The following is a 17,806-nucleotide window of genomic DNA, read 5'->3' on the forward strand; positions in this document are numbered from 1 at the left end:
CAACACTGTCACTGGGGCATCGCCGGCGCGAATGGGCTGGCCGGCAGGTGCTTGAGCTTGGACATGCGCAGGTAGGCGATGGCGATGAAGTTCTGGCTCGTCCTGAAGCCGCGCGCGGCGCGCTTGGCCTGCTGCAGCAGCCCGTTCATCGCCTCGACGAAGGCGTTGCTGCGGTGATCGACCATGCCGCGCACCACCGCGTCGAACCGCTCCTTGAGCGTGGCGGCCAGCTTCTTGAACGGCTCGAGCCGACAGCGCCGCGCCCAGCTCAGCCAGGCCCTGAGGTCGGATGCGGCCTGTTCGATGCTGTTGTGCGCTGTGGCCCGTGCGTACACCTCGCGCAGCGCCATCTTCAGCCGCCACGCCCGCGCGCTCTTGAGCGTCGAGCGCTGCAGCCAGTGCATCGCCTGGAGCTGGCGGGCGCTCCAGGTGCTGGGGTTGCGCCGCATGCCCCACAGCAGCTGCCTGAGCGTCTTGCGGCCGCCAGCGCCCAGCGCGGCTCGCACCGCCTGCGCGTCGGTGGCCATCTCCGCGCGGCGCACCTGGTCCATCGCATCGATGGCCATCGAGACGACGTGAAAGCGGTCGTAGCTGATCTGCGCCTCGGGCAGCGCCAGCGCCACGCCCTTGGCGTAGGCCGCGCTCATGTCCATGCACACGTGCCGCACCTGGGCGGGATCGCCGCCATGGGCCTTCAGATCCTCGGCGAACTCCACCACCGTGCGGTGCTCGCGCCCCTCGGTGGCGAACAGCAGCCGCTTGCGATCCAGGTCGTGCACGACGGTGATGTAGTGCTGCCCGCGCCGCAGGCTGGTCTCGTCGATGCCCACCGTGCGCACGCCGGAGAAGTCTTCCAGCGCACGCGCCTGCTCGACGTAGAACTCGATGCGCCGCCACAGCCGCTTGTCCTTGCAGCGCAGCAACTCGGCGGCCTGGCGCACCGGCAGGTCCAGGCACAAGGTCAGCGCCAGCGCTTCGAACGCCGCGGTGAAGCCCGAGCCCGGACGCGCCCAGGGCACGGCCACCTGCGTGGTCTTGCCGCAGGCACCGCAGGCCACGCGCGGCACGTCGCAGTGCAGCCAGGCCTCGAACTGGAAGAAGTCCAGGTGCCGCCAGGATCGGCGCAGCCGGTCGTGCACCGGTTGCGTGGCCGCACCGCATGCCGGGCAGGCGAGCCTGCTGGTGTGGCAGCCGATCTCGAAGTCGATACGCCGCTTGGCCGTGTCGAGCCTGACGTCATCGACGACCCACGGCGGCTGCAAGCCCAGCGCGCTGGTGAACAGAGCTTCTACGGCAATGCCCATGGACTCATCCTCCTGATCAAACACGCCTCGTGGACATGTGCACAGGCCGGCCAGCGGCCTGCACACATGCCCACCGGGCTCGACGACCAGGAGTCATTGTGACTGTTGGGTTCCACACGAAATGACGAAGGACCTCTCCGCGCACGACGCCGAAGAATTTCATCGTTTCTTCGTCGGGCACGACAGCGATCTGCAGCAAGAAGTCACCACACTCCTGACCCGAGAAGCACATCTGTTGGACATTCAGGCCTACAAAGCCTGGCTTGAACACTGCGTTGCCCCCGAGATCAAATACCAAGTGATCTCGCGAGAACTTCGCTCCACTTCCGAGCGTCGATACCAACTGAATGATGCGGTGAACATCTACAACGAGAACTATCAACAGCTGAAAGTTCGAGTTGAACACCAGATGGACCCGCAGAACTGGGCCAACAGCCCGAAGATCCGTTTCACCCGCTTCGTCACCAATGTCACAGCGGCCAAGGACAAGATCGTACCGGATCTGCTGCATGTGCGTTCCAACCTCATTCTCCACCGCGCCAGACGCGGCAATCAAGTTGACGTCTTCTATGCAACGCGGGAAGACAAATGGAAACGCATCGAAGGTGGTGGCATCAAATTGGTCGAACGCTTTGTGGACTACCCGGAGCGCATTCTCCAAACCCACAATATGATGATCTTCCTGTGAACCCTGGGGATGCCTGCCTGGATGGCGGTCATCCTTGATTGTTTTAAACAGAAATTTATTGCCATGAGCACACAGCAAGTTATTGCCATCACTGGAGCCGGCTCGGGCATCGGGCTGGAACTGGTTCGATCCTTCAAAGCAGCTGGCTATTGCGTGTCCGCACTTGTTCGCAATGAGGAACAAGAGGCGGGTCTTCGCAGTGAATTCAAAGATGCCATTGAGATCGTGGCGGGCGATGTCCGTGATCACGCCACCAATGAGAAGCTGGTTAAACAGACGGTTGCCAAGTTCGGGCGCCTGGATTGCTTCATCGGAAATGCCGGGATATGGGATTACATGCTGAGCATCGATGAGCCTTGGGAGAAATTCTCGGGCAGTTTCGACGAGATATTTGACATCAACGTCAAAAGCTATTTCAGCGGCATCAGCGCGGCCTTGCCGGAGCTCAAAAAGACGAACGGATCGGTGGTGGTGACGGCTTCCGTTTCTTCCTATGCGGTCGGCGGCGGCGGCTCTTGCTACATTGCCAGCAAGCATGCAGTGCTGGGCATGGTCAAGGCGTTGGCCTACGAATTGGCTCCGCACATCCGGGTCAATGGCGTTGCGCCAGGTGGCACGGTCACTTCTTTGGCTGGCCCGGCAAGCGCTGGCTTCGACAAAACCAAAATGAAAGACATGCCCGGCATCGATGACATGATCAAAGGCCTGACTCCCCTGGGGTTCGCGGCAAGGCCCGAGGACGTGGTGGCACCGTACCTTTTGCTGGCCTCCCGGGAACAAGGGAAGTTCATCACTGGCACGGTGATCAGCATTGATGGCGGCATGGCTCTCGGCCGCAAGTGAATTTCCAATCAAATCAGATTTTTCAACCCCATTCCCAGGAGACAACCCATGAAGACGAAATTGTTCATCAACAACACCTGGCGCGCTTCGAGTGACAAAAAGTCATTCGATCGCAAGCACCCTGTCAGTGGCGAGGTCGTGACCCAATGCGCGAACGCCACGGTGGACGATGCGGTCGATGCGGCTCGAGCCGCTCAAGAGGCGTTCAAGTCCTGGAAGGCCGTTGGGCCTTCGGAGCGGCGGCGCCTTCTTTTGAAGGTGGCAGACGTCATGGAGAGCAAAACGCCCGAGTTCATCGAAGTGATGGCCAAGGAAGTGGGAGCCTCCGCGCTGTGGGCGGGGTTCAACGTGCACCTGTCGGCCAATGTATTCCGGGAAGCCGCCTCACTGGCCACCCAAATTCAAGGCGAAACCATTCCGACGGACAAGCCTGACACCCTGTCAATGACGCTGCGTCAGCCTGTCGGCCCCATCTTGAGCATCGTTCCCTGGAACGGCACCGCCGTGCTCGCGGCGCGGGCCATCGCTTATCCGCTGGTCTGCGGCAATACCGTTGTGTTCAAAGGCTCCGAGTTCAGCCCCGGCACGCACGCTTTGATCACCAAGTGCCTGCAGGAGGCCGGCCTGCCTGCTGGCGTGCTCAATTATCTGAACTCGTCCCCGGACCGCTCGCCCGATATCGCCGATGCGCTGATTTCGTCTAAAGAGATTCGTCGCATCAACTTCACGGGCTCCACTCGCGTGGGGCGCATCATCGCCCAGAAAGCGGCCCAACATCTCAAGCGTTGCTTGCTGGAGTTGGGCGGCAAGTCCCCGCTGATCGTTCTGGACGACGCTGACATCGACGCGGCGGTCAAGGCAGCGGTGTTCGGCAGCTTCCTGTTCCAAGGCCAGATCTGCATGTCCACCGAACGCCTGGTGGTCGACGAGAAGATCGCGGACGAATTTGTCGCGAAATTCGCCGCGAAAACCAAGCAGTTGAGCGCAGGCGATCCATGCGTCACCGGGGACTGCATCATCGGCCCGATGGTGTCGCCCAACTCGGGGGACCGGATCAATGCTCTGTTCAAAGATGCCATCGATAAGGGCGCCAAGGTCGTGTGCGGCGGCATGGCCGAGGGTGCAGTCATGCCCGCCACGATCCTGGACCACGTGACAGCCGACATGCAGATCTACGATGAGGAAACCTTCGGTCCCATCACTGTGGTTATCCGGTGCAAGGGCGAAGCCGATGCCATCCGTATTGCCAACGACAGTGCATATGGCCTGTCATCGGGCGTGTTTGGCCGGGACGTGAACCGGGCTCTGCGCGTGGGCATGGCGATCGAATACGGCTCGGTCCATATCAACGGCTCCACCGTACAGAACGAGGCGCAGGCGCCTTATGGCGGCACAAAGGCCACCGGTTATGGCCGCTTCGACGGACGCGCGGTGATCGACGAGTTCACGGAACTCAAGTGGCTGACCATTGAACCATTCGAGCAGCAGTATCCCTTCTAAGCTGAAGCAACAAAGGAGTTAAACCATGAACAAGCCAGCAACTGTCATTGAATTGGGGTACATGGGCATTTCGGTCAAGGATCCCGCAGCGTGGAAATCCTTTGCCGCAAACATGCTGGGACTTCAAGTCCTCGATGAGGGTGACAAGGATCGCTTCTATCTGCGAATGGACAATTGGCACCACCGGATCGTGGTTCATCACAACGGTCAAGATGACCTTGATGACCTTGAATACTTAGGCTGGCGTGTCGCCGGTCAACCGGAATTCGAGGCATTGGGTCAAAAGCTCGTGGACGCAGGCTACAAAGTCCGCGTGTGCGACAAAGCCGAAGCACAAGAACGGATGGTACTGGGCCTGATGAAGACAGAAGATCCGGGGGGCAACCCGACCGAGATTTTCTGGGGACCTCGGATTGACCTGAACAATCCCTTCCACCCCGGTCGTCCCTTGCACGGAAAATTTCTAACCGGCGATCAGGGCCTAGGCCACTGCATCGTGCGTCAGAATGATGTTGAAGCGGCGCGTAAGTTCTATAGCTTGCTGGGATTTCGTGGAGATGTCGAGTACCGCCTTCCTTTGCCCAACGGCATGACGGCTGAGTTGACGTTCATGCATTGCAATGCTCGCGATCATTCCATCGCTTTCGGTTCAATGCCTGCGGCCAAGCGCCTCAATCATCTGATGATTGAATACACTCATATCGAAGATTTGGGTTACACATACCAGCTTTTCAAGAAGGAAAAGATTGACATTGCCTTGCAATTGGGCATCCATTCCAACGATAAGGCGCTGACGTTCTACGGGGCAACACCTTCCGGCTGGCTGATCGAACCTGGGTGGCGAGGCGCCCCCGCCATTGATGAATCGGAATATTACGTCGGCGACATTTTCGGTCACGCCATCGAGGCCACCGGTTATGGATTGGACGTCAAACTGAGCTAGCCATGCAAAAGATGCGAAATCGATCGCATCTGTTTTTCCCATTCTGTTCCATATAACAAAAGGAGACAATGATGATCAAAGAAGCCATTTCCCTCGCAGGACTTGGGATGCTGATGCTCAGCACCGCATATGCCGAGGATTCCCGTTGGTCATATCGCATCGGCGCCACCAACGTAGCCTTCGATGCGAGCGCCAAAGTTTCGATTGACGGAACAAGGGTTCCGGGTGGAAGCGCTGACGCTAGTGACAACAACGCTTTGACATTTGACTTCGGCTACATCATTAACGATAACTGGAACGCGCGATTAATTGTTGGCATTCCACCCACCACAAAAGTGACAGGCGCAGGCACGCTGCCCCCGATTTTGCTGGGCCGTGTCCAATATGCTCCTGCGGTTTTGTCGGCGACCTACAACCTGCCGCAGATGGGATTGATTCGCCCGTACGTGGGGGCGGGGATCAACTACACCCGAATTCTGAAAAGCAAAGATGCCAATCTGACCTCATTCGATGCAGATCATGCGTGGGCACCTGTGCTCCACATCGGTGCAGAAGCGAACATCAACCGCGACTGGTTCGTCAGCTTTGATATCCGAAAACTTTATCTAAAAACAGATGCATCGGGGTTTCTTGGGCCTCAAGTTGCTACAGCCCGCGTAACGTTGAATCCGCTGCTGACGTCGATTGCGATTGGCCGGAGATTCTGATCGGTCCACATTGATTCCAAAATTCTGTTTGCATCACCATTTTCAAAGGAAATTTGAATGACAAGAAAGACGAGCAAAGCGGTGCGCCTGACCGCCGCGGATATTCAAGGCGTATGGGTCATCATGCCGACCCCGTCCACGCCGGATGCCTCGGACTGGCGCAGCACGCACACGGTCGATCTCGACGAGACGGCCCGGATTGTCGAGGAGTTGATTGCGGCCGGCGTCAATGGCATTCTGAGCCACGGCACCTTTGGCGAATGCGCGACGCTGACGTGGGAGGAGAAGCGGGATTTTGTTTCAACGGTCGTGGAAACCGCGCGCGGTCGAGTGCCCTACTTCTGCGGCACAACGGCCTTGAATACCCGTGAAGTCATACGCCAGACCCGCGAATTGATCGACATTGGCGCCCAAGGAACAATGCTCGGCGTGCCGATGTGGGTGAAGATGGATCTGCCTACTGCCGTGCAATTTTATCGCGATGTGGCGGAAGCAGTGCCAGATGCAGCCATCGCTGTCTACGCCAACCCGGAGGCTTTCAAATTTGATTTTCCTCGCCCGTTTTGGGCCGAAATGTCCAAAATCCCGCAGGTTGTCACAGCCAAGTACTTGGGCATCGGGATGCTGGACTTGGATCTGAAATTGGCCCCAAATATTCGCTTCCTTCCGCATGAGGATGACTACTACGCTGCGGCCCGGATCAATCCCGAGCGCATAACTGCTTTCTGGTCTAGCGGTTCCATGTGCGGCCCAGCGACCGCCCTTGTGCTGCGCGATGAGGTGGTAAAGGCCAAAAAGACCGGTGATTGGGCCAAGGCCAAGGCTATTTCAGATGACATGCGCGCAGCCGATGCCACACTGTTTCCACGCGGCGATTTCTCGGAATTCTCAAAATACAACATTGGCCTCGAAAAAGCACGAATGGACGCGGCCGGCTGGCTCAAGGCGGGGCCGTGCCGGCCACCCTATACGCTGGTTCCCGACGAATACCTTGCAGGTGCCCGAAAATCAGGCAAGGCCTGGGCCGCACTGCATACCAAGTATGCCAAGGAATTGAGGAAAACCAAAACGGCAACCAACTCGAAAAAGAAGTAAGTCCAGGCCCTGAGTCAGACATCTCCGATCAGCACAACCTGCTGATCTGGAGGTTTTCTGGATTAGTGCAGTCGGCGAGTTAAAAATATGCCAGTACAGAGTGGAAGCGCCACAAGCGCAGGGTGCACCGATCGCCCTGAAGCAATCTCACACTATTGCCATCTTCTCTTTGTTGGGATTGCATGATCGTGATGGTCGATTTTTATTTCGATTTTTTGAGCCCATTTTCGTATCTGGCCAACCACCGTTTGTCGGTGCTCGCCGGGCGTTATGGATTCTCCATCCAGTATCACGCCATTGATTTGGCGCGAGCAAAAACGGCCATTGGCAACATCGGGCCATCCAATCGGGACCTCAAGGTCAAGCTTGACTACTTAAAGGTGGATTTGCAGCGATGGGCCGATCTCTATAGGATTCCGTTGGTTTTCCCCCCTAACTTCAACAGCCGCCGGGTGAATGCCGGACTGTATTACCCGGCAGCCAGGGAGCGAGCCGCTGAATATGTTCGCCTTGTTTTCGATTCGGCTTGGGGGAAAGGGTGGGCACTGGATGCTGATAGCTTGCTGGCTGAGGTATGCGACAAGCTAAACTGGGATCTCGGTGAATTTGAAGATTTTTTGAACAGCGAAAATGCCGCCAAGGCATACGACGAAGAGACGCAGGCGGCCATTGACCGAAAGGTTTTCGGGGTTCCCACCGTGTTTTGGGATGATCAAATGTGGTGGGGAAATGACCGCCTTTTCATGCTTGAGAGCAGGTTGCAAAAGGAAACGCAACCATAAATTCTCAGTGCATCGATTTTTCTGATTTTTCAACCACGCCTTGATTTTAAGGAGTCTCATGAAGCTTTATTACAGCCCCGGCGCATGTTCATTGTCGCCTCACATCATCCTTCGTGAAGGTGGATTTGACTTTCAGCTAGAAAAGGTTGATCTCGGCACCAAGGTGACTGAGACTGGTGTTGATTACAAGACCGTCAATCCCGTGGGCAGTGTCCCCGCTTTGCAAATGGATGATGGGCAGGTGCTCACCGAAGGGCCGGCCATCGTTCAATACCTCGCTGACCGTGTGCCAGAAAAATGCCTGGCACCGGCAGCTGGCTCGCTGGAGCGTTACCGACTGATGGAATGGCTGAATTTCATCTCCACCGAATTGCATAAAAGCTTCGGAGCGCTGTTCAGCCCGGTGTTTCCACAGGATGCCAAGCCAGTCATCAAGGCCCAATTGGAAAGCCGTCTTGCCCATACCGAGCAGATGCTCGGTGACAAGGTTTGGGCCATGGGGAACGACTTTTCCGTGGTGGACGCCTACTTGTTTACTGTGCTTGGCTGGGGGGCTTACGTGAATGTGGACCTTTCGCCTTGGCCCGGCCTGCAAGGCTACCTCAACCGCGTGGCTGAACGTCCAGCAGTCCGGGCCACATTGTCGGCTGAAGGTTTGATCTGATTTTTTTAGAGAAATAAATAAAGCATGGCCAGCCTCCATGAGCGGCCAGCCATGCCGCGGGGCAGCCGTGGGCAGCGGCCTCGATCAAATTTCGATGCACACAGATTACGAGCCCCTTTTTCCGACTGCGGTCGGATTCAGAAATTGCCGATACTTGCTTTGGTCTGATCGAAGCGTGAGGGATATCGGCTTCCCCTATCCACATGCTTGATGAAGAGGAGCGTATCACCATGAGTCACGAACTTGGCCGACTGGAAGACCTGCCGCAGGACTACCGAGACGAACTCAAACAACTTAACCTGGTGCCGCTATGGCCCAGCCTACGCGCGGTGCTGCCGCCCAATGTCCCGACCCGCCAGACGCAGCCGACTTACTGGTCCTACCAGACGCTCAAGCCGCTGCTGCTCAAGGCCGGTGAGCTGACCCCCATTGAGAAGGCCGAGCGCCGCGTGCTGGTGCTGGCCAACCCCGGCCACGGCCTGGAGAAGATGCAAGCCAGCGCCGCCATATACCTGGGCATGCAGTTGCTGCTGCCCGGCGAGTGGGCGCCCAGCCACCGCCACACCCCCAACGCGGTGCGCATGATCGTGGAGGGCGAGGGCGCCTACACCACCGTGGATGGCGAGAAGTGCCCCATGAGCCGGGGTGACCTCATCCTCACGCCCACCGGCCTGTGGCACGAGCACGGCCACGACGGCAACGAGCCCGTGGTGTGGCTCGATGTGCTGGACCTGCCGCTGGTGTACTACATGGAGGCCAGCTACCACATCGACGGCGAGCGCCAGCAGGTCGACCCCGGCCGGGGCGACTGCGCCTGGACCCGTGCGGGCGTGGTGCCAACCCCCGTGTTCCAGCGCAGCGACAAGCGCTATCCTCTCTTGCGCTACCCTTGGGCCGACACCCGTGCCGCCCTGCTGTCGCTGGCGGCCGACCAGCCTGAGCAGGAATGCGTGCAGGTCACCTACGTCAATCCCGAAACCGGCGAAGACGCAGAGAACATCCTCGGTTTCTACGCCCTGATGCTGCGCCCGGGCCAGACGCTGGCGCTGCCGGCACGATCACCTGCGGTGGTCTATCACGTGATCGAAGGCGCGGCCCGTGTTTCGACCGGCGCCCAGGACTTCGATCTGGTCGCGGCCGACACTTGCTGCATCCCCGGCTACACGCCGACGGTGCTGAAAAACGCTTCGGCGACCGAACCTGCGTTCCTGTTCATCGCCGACGAGTCGCCGCTGCACCGCAAGCTCGGCGTCTACGAAGTCCGCCAGGACGATCAGCCAGCCATGCCGTCCTCCCTCTGATTTTTCGGAAGCCCTCCCATGACCCAATACCTCTTCACCCCACCCGCCATCCAGTCCCTGCCCATCCGCGGCAAGACCGAGCGCTTCCCCATCAACCGCATCTTCTGCGTCGGCCGCAACTACCACGCCCACGCGGTGGAAATGGGCCGTCCGGTCGACAAAAGCGTCGAACAAGCGTTCTACTTCACCAAATCGCCACAAACCCTGGTGGAAAGTGGTGCGACCGTGGCCTACCCGCCGCGCACCAGCAACTACCACTACGAGATGGAGCTGGTGCTGGCGATCGGCAAGCCCGGCTTCCGCGTCAGCGAAGACCAGGCGCACGAGTTGATTTACGGCTACGCCGCCGGCCTGGACATGACCCGGCGCGACCTGCAACTGGTGGCACGCGACAAGGGCCTCCCCTGGGACACCGGCAAGGACATCGAGGAAGGCTCGGTCTGCTCAGAGATCCTGCCGATGGAAGGCGTGGTGATCGAGCAGGGTGCCATCGCGCTGGAGGTCAACGGTGCGACCAAGCAGTCGTCCAACGTGGACAAGCTGATCTGGAACATCCGCGAAATCATTGCGGACCTGTCCACCTACTACCACCTGCAGCCCGGCGACCTGATCTACACCGGCACGCCCGAGGGTGTGGGCGCGGTGGTGACGGGTGACAAGATCACCGGCCGTGTCGAAGGCGTGGCCGAGATCACACTGACCGTCGGTCCGGCGGCCTGAGCGCCATGAAGTTGCACAACTTCTGGCGCAGCGGCACCTCGCATCGCTTGCGCATCGCACTCAACCTCAAGGGCCTGGACGTCGAGTACGTTGCTGTTCACCTGGGCAAGGACGCACACCTGACGGATGCCTTCAAGGCCATCAACCCGCAGCAGCTGGTGCCCGCACTGGACACCGGCAAGCAGGTCCTGATCCAGTCGCCCGCCATCATCGAATGGCTGGAAGAGACCCACCCCACGCCGGCCCTGCTGCCCGCGGACGTCGACGCTCGCGCCCGTGTGCGAGCCCTGGCGGCCATTGTCGGCTGCGATATCCACCCGATCAACAACCGCCGCATCCTCGAAACCCTGCGCAAGACGTTTGGCGCCGACGAGGCCGCCATCAACGCCTGGTGCGGAACCTGGATCACGGCAGGCTTCGACGCGTATGAAGCCCTGCTGGCCAGCGACCCGCACCGCGGTCGCTTCAGCTACGGCGATGCGCCCACGGTGGCGGACGTGTACCTGGTGCCGCAGGTCGAGAGTGCACGCCGCTTCAAGGTGGACCTGACTCGCTGGCCGCTCATCAGCGCCATCGACCAAGCCTGTGGAGAACTGGAGGCGTTCCGCAAGGCGGCGCCGGCGATGCAACCCGACGCGGCTTGATGGTGGGCAGGCAGAGCCTGCCGATTCGTTGTACCGTAGCGGCTGACCGACCTCGCAGGAAAACCGCCCCATGACCTCGCTCTTCTTCGATACTCACCAGGACCGCGTGGCGCTAGGGCCTGTTAAGGAACCTCTGCACTACCCCGCCCACTCGTTCGTGGCGACGAGTTCAGGGTCAATATCGTTTCGTAGGATGGGATCGAAACAGATGCTGAACGGTTCTTGGGCTCCAGCAAGCCCCTTCGTGGGCCCTCTGCAGCCTCATCCGGCCCCAGTGAGCCCACTGCGGGCGCACTTATCCCGTCGCAGCCAGCAAGGCTTTGCGCGCCAGCCACAGATTGACCAGCGCAAACAGGACGTTGAGCTGCGCGCCGTTCTTGGCCAAGCCTCGATAGGGCGTCTTGCGGTAGCCAAACTGGCATTTGAGTACCCGAAACGGATGCTCACCCTTGGCACGAATGCGCGCCTTGGTGCGTTCCAAGGCATCCATCACCCCTCGCCGTTTCCGCCCAGGGCTTTGAGCAGAACGTGGCGCCGCAGCCGGGCTGCGGCGATGAAGCGGCGCGTCTGCTGCTGCAGCACTTCATTCTGAAGGCCCAGCTCGTCAAGACTGGCCTTCACCGCCCGCGTGCCGATTGCCCCGGCAGCTATGGTCTGACGTGCGGTCTGAGCTGCCTTCTCTGCCTCGCGTGCAAGCTGTTCCGTGTCCTTCTGTATGAAATCCTCGAAACGCACCATCCGTGCACGTGCCTCAGCTTCCAATGGCTGCTGGCAAAGCATGCAATGCGCGTCTTCGGCCGACGGCGGAAACGGCTGTCCGGGGTATGCGATCTCCGTCGAGTAGCGTCGGGCGGAATCCCATAGCGCCCGCCATGTCTCGCCGCCGACGCCGGCAAGGGGTTCGCCCGTGAAGGCCTTCTCCGCGGCAAGACGTGCGGCGCCCCGTTTCGACCGTGCGTCCCTGGCGAGGGCCGCGGCCGCCAGCAGTTCCTCATCGGTGGTTTTGGCTGCAACGCTGTTCACCGCGGTAATCAGCCGCATGACGTTGTCGGCTTTGACGGCCTGTTCCGCCGCTGCCTTGGTCGGATTCTTCGACAGGTCTTCCCGCAGACGCTCAAGACGGACGCTTTCGTCTGCCGAGAGCGCCGCCAACGCTTCGATCTTCTTTGCGTCTGTATTGGCGTTCAGCGCGGCAAGCGCCTTCCCCACGGCCGTGGTGGCCTTCCAGGTCGGCGCCGCAAAGATCGGATTGCGGGCCTTCTCAAGCTGCTTTTGTTCAGCCGCGAGGGCATCCTTCACCGCCTGACAGGCTGCAGCAAGCTCATCCGGTACGTCCAGACCGAAGGGCCGGAATGCAACCTCGTTCTTCTCGCGGATATGCACTGAGGCGCAGTCGCTATCGAACACGCTCACTGCAGACAGCGTTGCATGCGGATTTGCGCCGTTCTGCCACTGTTCGACCGGCTGCGGCACACCGCCGACCCCGTACTCGATGTTCGCGCCGACGCGCTTCGGGGGCTGATCGGCATACACATTGGGTTCGATCTTTCCGGCATGCCTTGCACGACATGCGCGCTTCAGGATGCGTGCGTAGCCGGACTTGCCCGCACCGTTGTCGCCGTAGATGATCGTGATTCCATTCGGCTCCAAGCCGAGGGTCTGACCGGCGGCAAGGTTGTTCACACCGGTCACGTCGGCAATCGACAGAAGCGATACCGCCGCGGTCTGACCGGGGTTGGCCGGAAGGTGGGCCTTCTCCAGCGGTACCGCTTTCAGCGCGCCTACGGGGGCACCTTTGCCTTGTTTGCAAAGGTCCACGAGTTCGCCGATATCGGCGTCCGTTAGACGGCCGTTTGCGATGATGCGGCGCAGGGCGTCACGCTGCCAGAGTGGGCGATCCTTTGACCAGTCCAGAATCGTTTCCAGGACGGTCTTTTGCTGTGCGGCGGGCTTCTGCATTTCTTGTTCCTCTTCCCTGCCGGTTCATCATGCCAGTGAAGCGGCGATTTCCCGCCGCCTGGGTGCCTTGCCGGAATCGCTCTTGCTCACCGAAATCGATCGAGGGCAACTCAATTAGCCTTGACCTCAAAGCGCAGGTAATCGGCGAGCCGTTTCGACTCGCTGACTTCGTCATGGGGCACCAGCAGGTACTTCCAGGGCTTGGTGCCTACGCTCGAAGCGTGATCAGATGCGTGCTTGCACCAGCGCATGGCGGCAGCGGCCTTGGCCTGAACCTCCTGCGTGTTGATGTCGGCGCGTGCCTTGGTCTCCACCATGAAGATGGTCGTGTCCGTCTCGGCGACAAAGTCGGGGATGTATTCCGGCTGCTCGGTGCCGAGCTTGTAGTAGATCTGGAACTGCCCCTTCGCGGGCTTAAACCACTTCAAGGCGTCGCGCTCCAGGATGATGGCGAAGCGCCGTTCGGTGTCCGAATCGAACTTCTGCAGCGGGTACAGGCAACGCGCGAAGCCGCCGAAGAGCATCTGCTTGATGCGGCTGGTCTCGGTCACGGTCTCCCGGAAGTGGTGAGCCGTCTGGCCTGCCGTGGCGGTGTAGTTGCACGGCTTGAGTTCCGTGAAACCGCGACTGACCTGCACCTCGTACCCAGTCGCCTCTTCCCAAAAGTGGGCCATCATCTGCGCGTGAATTTCCCGTGCGATCAAGCGGCGGTCACGATCCAGCACGCTGATGGCTTCTTCCTCGGAAAGATAACTGCGCAGGTGCTGCACCATCTGGCCTGCGAGGTCGTAGAGGAGGTCGGCATGGGTGAAGTAGTCGATGTCATCGAAGTCCACCAGCGCGTGGACAATGTAGTCCTCCGGGCGCTGTTCCTTGAGCCCGACCTCGGCGGCCAGGGTGAACTGGTCGTTGGTGCGCAGCATCTGCCCGACGATCTCGCGCTGGCCCGGCTGGAGATGGAGCTGGCTTACATCCAGCTTGAAGGCGTGGAAGCCCGTCGTGACCTCGCCAGTCGGCACCACTGCGATGCGTGGGATGTCGATGGTCTGCTGGACCACGATCTCGGTGGTCTTCGCGACCACGGCGGACAAGTCGAGTGCGGGGATTGATTCATCCACGCCCGCCAGCAATTCGCCTTGCAGCGGCTTCAACCGCTCCGCCACTTCCGCGAGGATTTCCTCCTGCACTTCGGGTTTCAACAGCGCGCTGCTGGTGGGCACCAGATCGCGCTTGACCTCGTACTTGCCGATCACATCCATGACCACGCGCGCGGCCTGCTTCTCAGCATCCGAAGTGAACACCGGGTTGGGCGCCGGTACTTCCGCTCCACTGTCAATGGCTGCCCCCCCTGTAATCACGACTGGCGCTTCCGTCAAACCGAGACGCGCCGCCGCACCGGATTCGACCTGCACGCTGACCTTCTTGTCGTCGGCGCTCGGTGCATCGAGAATGACCTGCTTCAGGCGAATGGGCGAGTCGCCGCGGTTGGCCTCGTCGATGATCTCCTGGAACTTGTCGTGCGCGACAATGTTCAAGCGGTCCACCGCCGCGACGCCCGTGCGCTTGCCGTAAGGCAGTCGCAGGCCGCGTCCGATGGACTGCTCGATCAGCGTGCGTGCGTTGGCGGCGCGCAGCGGCACGATGGTGTACAGGTTGGTCACGTCCCAGCCTTCCTTGAGCATGTTGACGTGAATGACGATTTCGGTCGGCTCGTCCACACTCTCCACGGCCAACAGGCGCGAGATCATCTCTTCCTCTTCCGCGCCGGAGCGGCTGGAGTCCACCTGGATCACCTTCCCCGCGTAACGGCCCTCATAGAACGCTTCCGACTCGATCAGCGCCTTGAGCTGAGCCGCGTGCGTGGTGTCGCGGGCAATCACCAGCATGAAAGGTTTGACCGTCTTGACGCCGTTCTCGCGGGAGTAGGTCAGCAGCTCTACCTTGGTGGTTTCATGCAAGCGCACGCCGTCTTCCAGCTTGACCTTCTCGACTTCTTCGGGCGTGTGATCGCTGGCCTTGAAGTTGCGTTGGGTAACGACGGCTGGCTCTTTGACAAAACCATCCTCCATCGCCCGCGCCAGCGGGTAGTCCATCACCACGTTCTTGAACGGCACCGGTCCTTTGCTTGATTCGACAAAGGGTGTCGCGGTCAGCTCCAGGCCAATCAAGGGCTTCAGCTCATTGATGGCGCGCATGCCAGCCTGCGCGCGGTAGCGGTGGGATTCGTCCATCAACAGCACCAGGTCGGGTAGGTTTGCCAGATGGTTGAAGTAGCTGTCGCCAAGCACCTCGCGCATCCGCTTGATGCGTGGCTCCTTGCCGCCGCGCACTTCGGAGTTGATCTTGGAGATGTTGAAGATGTTGATGCGCACGTCGTGGGCAAAGCCCATCGATTGATCATCCACCGCCGCGCCGGTCTGGTCGTAGTTGTCGCCGGTGATGATCAGCGGCGGTTGCTGCGCGAACTCGGCAATGCCTTTGAACACGTACTTCGGCGTGTTGCGCGTGAAATCCGTGATCAGCTTGTTGTAGATCGTCAGGTTGGGGGCGAGCACAAAGAAGTTGTTGATGCCATGCGCCAGATGCAGGTAGGCGATGAAGGCGCCCATCAGGCGGGTCTTGCCCACGCCCGTGGCCAGCGCGAAGCACAGCGAGGGAAACTCCCGCTCGAAATCCTCCAGCGTGGGGAACTCCGCCTTCAACGTGGGAAGAATGGCCCCCACCTCCCGATCGTGGCTCAACAGCTCGGGCGCGGCCTGAATGGCGTGCGCCAGCCGCTTCAGCGACTCCTCCTGCGGCGGCCGCAGCGACAGGCGGCCGGTCACGGCGTGCAGAACGCGGCTGTTCATCACTTATCCTCCCCAAACAACGCGCCCTGGCTCACATCCGCAGCCGACGCTTTTTTACTTTTCTTTCTGCTCGCTTCCGTCTGAGCCGGAGGTGCAACGGGATCAGGCTTGGCCATCGGCAGGTTCGCCACGTTCAGGCTGTAGTCGTCGCGCCCCCACTCGCAACGGGCCAGCACCATCTTCGGAATCTTCTTCAGCGTCAGGTTCGGCCAGCGCTCCTCCGCCTTGGCCGCGGTAACGCCGTGGAAAGCGGCGCAGCACACCAACAGGCTGCGCTCCGGGCCGACTTCATCGGCCAGCGCCTGCAACTGCTCGGCGGACAGGTTCTGCGTGGTGACGTAGATGAAGTCCCGCTCGCTGGAATGGCCATGCTGCCACCAGTGCGTTTCCGACGGCGCGTAGGTAAAGCCCTCCAGCTTGGCCAGCGCCTCGGCCAGCATCGCCGCGTTGTACTCCGGGTTGATCACCGGGTTGCCCCAGCGGTCGTTGACGATCAGGCTGGGAGCGAGGCGGTAATAGCGGAAGCCACCGCCACCCTTCCAGTTCACAGCCTTGCTGATACCACCTTGGTCCTCGCCATCAATCACCTTCTTGAGGCGCGGAATGATGTGGGTGTGGCAGTGCTCGCCCAGTTCGACCATGATCCAGCGGCGGCCCATCTTGTGAGCTACCGCCCCCGTTGTACCGGAGCCGCCAAATGAGTCCAGAATCCAGTCCCCTTGTTCGGTCGTCATTTCCAGAATTCGCTTAATTAGCTCTTCCGGTTTCTTTCCGTTCTTAAAATCAACCCCCCCCTCAGGCCCAATGCCATTCCACGATATATCAGTCCACACGTCTGTAACTAGCTCCGCTGGCACTAACTCTCCATCGATACGGGCGAGCCTCTTTTCGTAGAAGACCATTTGTCGGCCATTCACTATATAAAAGTCCTGAACGTCTTCTTCGGGGTGAACGAAGACTACGTCCCGAGCGGCTCTTGATTTGTTGATGGTTTCCCTTCGTTTGATCGCTGCCCCACCGCCTATTGCGACCAACTGGAAAACCCTGTCGGCGTTATCAATAGCAAACCGAGCTATTTCATCATCAAAGTACTCCCCGTACTCCCTCTTGGCGGCCGCTGAGGAGTCAAAGCCGAGACTTTCTGCGGTTGCATCTGCGATGCCCATCCACTTCCAGCAAGAATAATGGTCTTCCTGATTTATCAGGTACTTGTTATATGCAGGGTCATATCCCCTTGGTATCCATATCTTTTTGATTGGCTTCCTGCTCTTATTCTTTGCGTAAATCAGTATGTAGTTAGCGGTAGAAAAAACGGTTGCCCCGGTAGCCTTGAAGCCGGAGGGGTCATTTGTGGTCAGCGTGATCGTGTTGCAATAGTTGCTGCGCCCAAACACCTCATCAAGTAGAACCTTGCAATATGCCATCTCTGAATCATCGAGATGAACCGCCAATACCCCATCCTCTCCAAGGAGTCTTTTAAATATTTCAAAGCGATCTCGCATTAGTCCGAGCCAAATCGAATGCTCGACACCGTCATCATAATGCTCGAACGCACTCCCCGTGTTAAACGGCGGGTCAATATAGATGCACTTAATCTCCCCTGAAAGCTCATGTTCCAATGCTTTCAACGCCAGCAAGTTGTCACCAAAAATCAGCCGGTTGTCGAAGATGTCGTTGTCCGTCACGCGATGCTTGGCGTGATACGACTTTTCCGGATCTTCCAGCAGGATGCGCGGCTCCAGCTTGGGCCGCTTCTCCTTGCCGATCCAAGTCAGTTCAAGTTTTTGCTTGCTCATTTCAATGATAT

The 17,806-nt window shown here is 59.5% G+C and carries 15 protein-coding genes and 1 pseudogene; 11 read left to right on the forward strand and 5 right to left on the reverse strand.

Annotated elements, in window-relative coordinates:
* Positions 1-8: 8 nt before the first annotated feature.
* Entirely contained in the window at positions 9-1,304 is a 1,296-nt protein-coding gene (locus TK49_RS07945) for an ISL3 family transposase (RefSeq protein ID WP_045785873.1), read from the reverse strand.
* Between the two features lie 121 nt (positions 1,305-1,425).
* On the opposite strand from TK49_RS07945, the gene nagAd reads away from it, so the two are divergent.
* From nagAd to maiA, 11 genes are all read left to right on the forward strand, one after another.
* Entirely contained in the window at positions 1,426-1,992 is a 567-nt protein-coding gene (gene nagAd, locus TK49_RS07950) for a naphthalene 1,2-dioxygenase system small oxygenase NagAd (protein ID WP_045786206.1), read from the forward strand.
* A 63-nt stretch (positions 1,993-2,055) separates the two neighbouring features.
* Complete coding sequence (gene nagB, locus TK49_RS07955; protein ID WP_045787804.1) at positions 2,056-2,835, forward strand: 1,2-dihydroxy-1,2-dihydronaphthalene dehydrogenase NagB; 780 nt, start codon at positions 2,056-2,058, stop codon at positions 2,833-2,835.
* A 48-nt stretch (positions 2,836-2,883) separates the two neighbouring features.
* On the forward strand, positions 2,884-4,335 hold the full coding sequence (locus tag TK49_RS07960) for an aldehyde dehydrogenase (protein WP_045786207.1): 1,452 nt from the start codon (positions 2,884-2,886) through the stop codon (positions 4,333-4,335).
* A 25-nt stretch (positions 4,336-4,360) separates the two neighbouring features.
* A complete protein-coding gene (gene nahC / locus TK49_RS07965; protein WP_045786208.1) occupies positions 4,361-5,278 on the forward strand; it encodes a 1,2-dihydroxynaphthalene dioxygenase in 918 nt (305 codons plus the stop codon).
* 71 nt (positions 5,279-5,349) lie between these two features.
* Complete coding sequence (locus tag TK49_RS07970) at positions 5,350-5,985, forward strand: OmpW/AlkL family protein (protein WP_045786209.1); 636 nt, start codon at positions 5,350-5,352, stop codon at positions 5,983-5,985.
* Positions 5,986-6,042: 57 nt separating this feature from the next.
* The gene (locus tag TK49_RS07975) at positions 6,043-7,080 is read left to right on the forward strand and encodes a dihydrodipicolinate synthase family protein (protein WP_045786210.1); all 1,038 of its coding nucleotides are present in this window, start codon (positions 6,043-6,045) and stop codon (positions 7,078-7,080) included.
* A 182-nt stretch (positions 7,081-7,262) separates the two neighbouring features.
* The gene (locus TK49_RS07980; RefSeq protein ID WP_032489823.1) at positions 7,263-7,862 is read left to right on the forward strand and encodes a 2-hydroxychromene-2-carboxylate isomerase; all 600 of its coding nucleotides are present in this window, start codon (positions 7,263-7,265) and stop codon (positions 7,860-7,862) included.
* A gap of 58 nt (positions 7,863-7,920) precedes the next feature.
* Positions 7,921-8,526: a glutathione transferase GstA gene (gstA, locus tag TK49_RS07985; protein WP_026437506.1), complete on the forward strand. Its 606-nt coding sequence runs from the start codon at positions 7,921-7,923 to the stop codon at positions 8,524-8,526.
* A 230-nt stretch (positions 8,527-8,756) separates the two neighbouring features.
* Positions 8,757-9,827, forward strand: coding sequence for a cupin domain-containing protein (locus tag TK49_RS07990; protein ID WP_045786211.1), 1,071 nt, complete (start codon positions 8,757-8,759; stop codon positions 9,825-9,827).
* 18 nt (positions 9,828-9,845) lie between these two features.
* Positions 9,846-10,547: a fumarylacetoacetate hydrolase family protein gene (locus tag TK49_RS07995; RefSeq protein ID WP_045786212.1), complete on the forward strand. Its 702-nt coding sequence runs from the start codon at positions 9,846-9,848 to the stop codon at positions 10,545-10,547.
* 5 nt (positions 10,548-10,552) lie between these two features.
* Complete coding sequence (gene maiA, locus TK49_RS08000; RefSeq protein ID WP_045786213.1) at positions 10,553-11,191, forward strand: maleylacetoacetate isomerase; 639 nt, start codon at positions 10,553-10,555, stop codon at positions 11,189-11,191.
* Between the two features lie 295 nt (positions 11,192-11,486).
* Here maiA and TK49_RS08005 read toward each other — a convergent pair.
* From TK49_RS08005 to TK49_RS08020, 4 genes and pseudogenes are all read right to left on the reverse strand, one after another.
* A pseudogene (locus TK49_RS08005) lies at positions 11,487-11,684 on the reverse strand (transposase); the annotation flags it as partial.
* Positions 11,681-13,150: an AAA family ATPase gene (locus tag TK49_RS08010; RefSeq protein WP_240479958.1), complete on the reverse strand. Its 1,470-nt coding sequence runs from the start codon at positions 13,148-13,150 to the stop codon at positions 11,681-11,683. The pseudogene TK49_RS08005 and the gene TK49_RS08010, both read right to left, overlap by 4 nt.
* A 110-nt stretch (positions 13,151-13,260) precedes the next feature.
* The gene (locus tag TK49_RS08015) at positions 13,261-15,999 is read right to left on the reverse strand and encodes a DEAD/DEAH box helicase family protein (RefSeq protein WP_023124340.1); all 2,739 of its coding nucleotides are present in this window, start codon (positions 15,997-15,999) and stop codon (positions 13,261-13,263) included.
* Positions 15,999-17,795: a site-specific DNA-methyltransferase gene (locus TK49_RS08020; RefSeq protein ID WP_023124339.1), complete on the reverse strand. Its 1,797-nt coding sequence runs from the start codon at positions 17,793-17,795 to the stop codon at positions 15,999-16,001. Before TK49_RS08020 ends, TK49_RS08015 begins: the two co-directional genes overlap by 1 nt.
* Positions 17,796-17,806: the final 11 nt, after the last annotated feature.

It is taken from the genome of Ralstonia mannitolilytica (assembly GCF_000954135.1).
GTDB classification, from domain to species: domain Bacteria; phylum Pseudomonadota; class Gammaproteobacteria; order Burkholderiales; family Burkholderiaceae; genus Ralstonia; species Ralstonia mannitolilytica.

Excerpts from the sequence above, each read along its gene's own strand:
- nahC (WP_045786208.1), top strand. The coding sequence starts at position 4,361 with ATGAACAAGCCAGCAACTGTCATTGAATTGGGGTACATGGGCATTTCG.
- TK49_RS07995 (WP_045786212.1), top strand. The coding sequence starts at position 9,846 with ATGACCCAATACCTCTTCACCCCACCCGCCATCCAGTCCCTGCCCATC.
- nagB (WP_045787804.1), top strand. The coding sequence starts at position 2,056 with ATGAGCACACAGCAAGTTATTGCCATCACTGGAGCCGGCTCGGGCATC.
- TK49_RS07970 (WP_045786209.1), top strand. The coding sequence starts at position 5,350 with ATGATCAAAGAAGCCATTTCCCTCGCAGGACTTGGGATGCTGATGCTC.
- TK49_RS07990 (WP_045786211.1), top strand. The coding sequence starts at position 8,757 with ATGAGTCACGAACTTGGCCGACTGGAAGACCTGCCGCAGGACTACCGA.
- gstA (WP_026437506.1), top strand. The coding sequence starts at position 7,921 with ATGAAGCTTTATTACAGCCCCGGCGCATGTTCATTGTCGCCTCACATC.
- TK49_RS08015 (WP_023124340.1), bottom strand. The coding sequence starts at position 15,999 with ATGAACAGCCGCGTTCTGCACGCCGTGACCGGCCGCCTGTCGCTGCGG.
- TK49_RS07945 (WP_045785873.1), bottom strand. The coding sequence starts at position 1,304 with ATGGGCATTGCCGTAGAAGCTCTGTTCACCAGCGCGCTGGGCTTGCAG.
- maiA (WP_045786213.1), top strand. The coding sequence starts at position 10,553 with ATGAAGTTGCACAACTTCTGGCGCAGCGGCACCTCGCATCGCTTGCGC.
- TK49_RS07980 (WP_032489823.1), top strand. The coding sequence starts at position 7,263 with ATGATCGTGATGGTCGATTTTTATTTCGATTTTTTGAGCCCATTTTCG.
- TK49_RS07975 (WP_045786210.1), top strand. The coding sequence starts at position 6,043 with ATGACAAGAAAGACGAGCAAAGCGGTGCGCCTGACCGCCGCGGATATT.
- TK49_RS08010 (WP_240479958.1), bottom strand. The coding sequence starts at position 13,150 with ATGCAGAAGCCCGCCGCACAGCAAAAGACCGTCCTGGAAACGATTCTG.
- TK49_RS08020 (WP_023124339.1), bottom strand. The coding sequence starts at position 17,795 with ATGAGCAAGCAAAAACTTGAACTGACTTGGATCGGCAAGGAGAAGCGG.
- TK49_RS07960 (WP_045786207.1), top strand. The coding sequence starts at position 2,884 with ATGAAGACGAAATTGTTCATCAACAACACCTGGCGCGCTTCGAGTGAC.
- nagAd (WP_045786206.1), top strand. The coding sequence starts at position 1,426 with ATGACGAAGGACCTCTCCGCGCACGACGCCGAAGAATTTCATCGTTTC.